Annotated in this window: 3 protein-coding genes, 2 pseudogenes and 1 riboswitch; of the genes and pseudogenes, 2 read left to right on the forward strand and 3 right to left on the reverse strand. The window is 64.1% G+C overall.

The window, feature by feature from the left end:
* Positions 1–164, reverse strand: a riboswitch (M-box (ykoK) riboswitch). This riboswitch is flagged as partial in the annotation.
* Between the two features lie 130 nt (positions 165–294).
* Positions 295–783, forward strand: a complete 489-nt coding sequence (locus tag VML93_RS36485; protein WP_325618429.1) for a hypothetical protein — start codon at positions 295–297, stop codon at positions 781–783.
* Between the two features lie 354 nt (positions 784–1,137).
* On the opposite strand, the pseudogene VML93_RS36495 reads toward VML93_RS36485, so the two are convergent.
* The 3 genes and pseudogenes from VML93_RS36495 to VML93_RS36505 form a co-directional block, all read right to left on the reverse strand.
* A pseudogene (locus VML93_RS36495) lies at positions 1,138–1,335 on the reverse strand (MBL fold metallo-hydrolase); the annotation flags it as partial.
* A 228-nt stretch (positions 1,336–1,563) separates the two neighbouring features.
* Positions 1,564–2,184 (reverse strand): hypothetical protein, encoded by a 621-nt coding sequence (locus VML93_RS36500; RefSeq protein ID WP_325618431.1) that lies wholly within the window; start codon positions 2,182–2,184, stop codon positions 1,564–1,566.
* A 148-nt stretch (positions 2,185–2,332) separates the two neighbouring features.
* Positions 2,333–3,010 carry an MBL fold metallo-hydrolase gene (locus tag VML93_RS36505; protein WP_325618433.1) on the reverse strand — a complete coding sequence of 226 codons (678 nt, stop codon included), beginning with the start codon at positions 3,008–3,010 and terminating at the stop codon, positions 2,333–2,335.
* A 94-nt stretch (positions 3,011–3,104) separates the two neighbouring features.
* On the opposite strand from VML93_RS36505, the pseudogene VML93_RS36510 reads away from it, so the two are divergent.
* Positions 3,105–3,877 (forward strand): annotated as a pseudogene (locus tag VML93_RS36510) (excinuclease ABC subunit A); the annotation flags it as partial.

A 3,877-nucleotide genomic window follows, 5' to 3' on the forward strand; every position in this document is an offset into this window, starting at 1 on the left:
CCCCTCTCGTCAGAGCTTCGGCACTGCACGGCGTACCCAAAATATCGGAAGCCACTTTGGCTCAACCCTTATGCCGGGAAGAGCTGTCCTGACCCGGGGCGTCTTTCGACGTTCGGGGTCAGTGGCCTATGTCCGTGCAGAAGCCTCACCTAGCGAGGTGCTTGCGGACCTAATGATGACTCCCCACGCAGCGCACGTCAATCCGATTCGCGGCGCGGCAGGCCGTCATTCTCGGCTATTCGATCGATCGAACTTGTTCGCCGGAACTCCACTCCGCCGTGGTAGTAGTCAGTGATGCGGTCACGGCGGTTGGTCCAGATTCGCCGGATCCGCGAGTGGCTGGCGCTCAGCGCCGCGATCGCGTTGATCCCCTGGACTATCTATCTGGGGCTGACCCTGCCACAGAGCTACACCGCCCAGCATTGGCAGGCGACCTGGGTCGGGTTCGACGTCTTGCTGCTGGCGTTCATGATTGCTACCGCGGTACTCGGCTTCGCCCGGCATCACCTGCTGACGCTGCTGGCGTTCGCGACGGGAGTTCTGCTCGTGTGCGATGCCTGGTTCGATGTGGTGACCGCCCGGCGCGGCGACTTCGCTGTGTCGGTTGTAATTGCCGCGCTAGGCGAGTTGCCGCTAGCGGCGGTGCTGATTGGTGGCGCCTTGCGCATCGCGCGCCTACAAATTCCCCAAACCCGCCGGGCATGGTGGCCGTTCCGGCGTGTCGGGGCGTGGTTGGGGTGCACCCGAGACCGTCACCGGCACCAATCTCGACGAGCTCAATAAGGACTACGACGCCATCGAGAACGAGATCGGGTATCGCACGGTGCCCGAGCCCGGCAGTCCGGGATGGCCGCGCTCGGTGTCATCACCGCCCTGATCGTCACGGCCCTGGCACTGTTGATCAACTGGCGACTTCCCACCTGATCGCTCAGGCGGGCAGCCTGCGGTTCAATGACAGACCCGCCACTACGGCGTCAGCCATCACAACCGCACCCAGCAGCATCCAGGCGAGGCTCGGCGTTCACCGCGGCTCGGGCGGCCAAATCCCAGGGGGTGCAGATATCGACAATCTCCTTCGGTACGCCCGTATTAGTCGTACATGTCTTTGACAGAACAAAGCGGCACATCATGGCAACCTCACCAGCCGCGTTCGCGCCACTCCGCCAGATGTGGTCGCTCGTCGCCAAGGTTTGTGTCGTCGCCGTGGCCCGGATAGATCACGGTGGAGTCGTCGTACACGTCGAACACCCGGGTGCTGACGTCATCCAGCAGTTGGGTGAAATCGCCGGGCTGCCACGTCTTGCCGACGCCTCCCGGGAACAGGCAGTCGCCGGTGATCGGCTCGAAGCTGGGGGTCAGGTAGTCCGTGCGGTAGAGGCATGGCCTAGCGGCCGATCCGGTGCGAAGCCATTCGGATCAGCTTGCTGTCAATGGCGTCCTAGTTGACGACGTCTGTTATCGGCGTGTCGGTGTCCCCGTACGCCCGGCTTTCATTACCAGCTCAGAGCCCGACTTCCCGCGAGCGTCGCGGGCTCGTGGAATTGCTCCCGGTTTTCCCTTCGGTCAGGCCATCTCGGGTACACGTAGGTGCGCGATCGCCAATTCGAAATCGCGCTCGTCGAGCACCTCTGCGCCTGCTTCCTGGGTGGCCGCGTCCCTGAGCCTGTCCAACTGGTCTCGGTTCCGCTCCATAGCGTCAACGCTGTCGTAGACCACCGAGGACACGCCACGACCCGATGCTCGGTCGACCATCAGGCTTGCACTGCAGAAGCCCTCGAGCTCCTCCAGTGTGGGCAGCACAGTCAGCTTGAACAGGTCGATGCCTCGGTCGATTTGATCCGGGCCGACCTTGACCCAGGTGGCTCGGACACAGCAGCCCTCACCCGAGCGGTGGTTACGGTGCAAGCCAGCTATCTCCCATTCCTCGACCTGTGCGGTGCCACCGAGAATCTCCGCCAGCCGGTCGCGCACCGGCCGAACCGACTGCTCACTTGCGCGCATCGCCTCCTCGGACTCCCAGGCGCTGGTAGCAATGCAGTGTCCCGACGATCGGTCAACCAACAGGGACAGGCCGGTGAACCCCTCGATGCTCCCCAGCGCGGGCATCACCGCATCGCGGACATGCGCAATGCCGCCGTCGATGGCCGAGGGCTGGGTCTGAATGGTGCTACTGCGGGCGTACATGATCTGCCTCCTCTGTACGGGGCAGCGTCTCGACGGCGCTGCCGTCGAGACAATCGTCCTCCCGCAGGCTAAGTGCGGCAATGGGTTGCAAAAACCCACACATCTTTCGTAGGGCATCTTCTCCGGGCGTGGCCACCCTGCGCGCGAGTCACCAACCCCGTGCGCGCCATTCATTCAGCTGTGGGCGCTCAGCACCGAGTGTGGTGTCATCACCATGCCCGGGGTAGACAACAGTGCTGTCACCGAACCGGTCGAAGACTCTCGACTTCACGTCTTTGAACAGTGAGTCGAACTCTGCCGTTTTTGTTGTCCGCCCAAGACCCCCCGGGAACAGGCAGTCGCCGGTGAACAGCTGCGTGACGCCGCCCGTTGCCGGTCCATTCAGTGCCAGCGCGACCGACCCGGGCGTGTGCCCGCGCAGGTGAATCACGTCGAAGCTCAGGTTGCCGATTTGCACGGTGTCGCCGCCTGCCAGCAAACGGTCGGGTTTGACGGGCAGCGGCTCGGCGTCGACCTCGTGTGCGGCGGTCGGCGCACCGGTGGCGTCGGCCACCGCCTCCAGCGCCTGCCAGTGATCGAAGTGCTGATGGCTCGTCACGATCAGCGCCACTTTCGGGGCGTACTCTCTGACCAGGTCGACGAGGACCTCGGCGTCGTTGGCGGCGTCGATCAGCAGTGTTTCTCCGGTCTCGGAACATGTCACCAGGTAGGCGTTGTTGTCCATCGGGCCGACCGACGTCTTGAGGATCGTGGCTCCGGGCAGCGTGCGGCGCGCCGCAGTACCCGGGTCGACGTGGCCGGTGTAGTTGTCGCTGACGGCAGTCATAGCGGTCACGTTAGACCTGTCGGTGGGGCCACATAGCATGGGATACGGCTTGTCTTTCGTACGGAATATCGGATCTTTTTCGGAGAGGGGCCGCGTGGCTGACCGCCTGATTGTGAAGGGCGCGCGCGAGCACAATCTGCGCAGCGTCGACCTCGACCTGCCTCGTGACGCATTGATCGTCTTCACCGGGTTATCCGGATCGGGCAAGTCCTCATTGGCTTTCGACACCATCTTCGCCGAGGGTCAGCGCCGTTACGTGGAGTCGCTCTCGGCCTACGCGCGCCAATTCCTGGGGCAGATGGACAAGCCGGACGTCGACTTCATCGAGGGTCTTTCGCCGGCGGTCTCGATCGACCAGAAGTCGACCAACCGCAACCCGCGATCGACGGTCGGGACCATCACCGAGGTCTACGACTACCTGCGTTTGCTGTACGCCCGCGCGGGCACACCGCACTGCCCGATCTGCGGTGAACGGATCGCCCGCCAGACCCCGCAGCAAATCGTCGACCAGGTGCTGGCAATGGCCGAAGGCACCCGGTTCCTGGTGCTGGCGCCGGTCGTCCGTACCCGCAAGGGCGAGTTCGCCGACCTGTTCGACAAGCTCAACGCCCAGGGCTACAGCCGGGTGCGGGTCGACGGCGTGGTGCATCCGCTGACCGATCCGCCGAAGCTGAAGAAGCAGGAAAAGCATGACATCGAGGTGGTGGTGGATCGCCTCACCGTGAAGGCCTCCGCCAAGCAGCGGCTCACCGATTCGGTGGAGACCGCGCTGAACCTGGCCGACGGCATCGTGGTCCTGGAGTTCCCCGACGAGCGTGACGAGCACGACCATGCCCGCGAGCAGCGGTTCTCCGAGAAGCTGGCCTG

Source organism: Mycobacterium sp., from assembly GCF_035499775.1.
Classification (GTDB): domain Bacteria; phylum Actinomycetota; class Actinomycetes; order Mycobacteriales; family Mycobacteriaceae; genus Mycobacterium.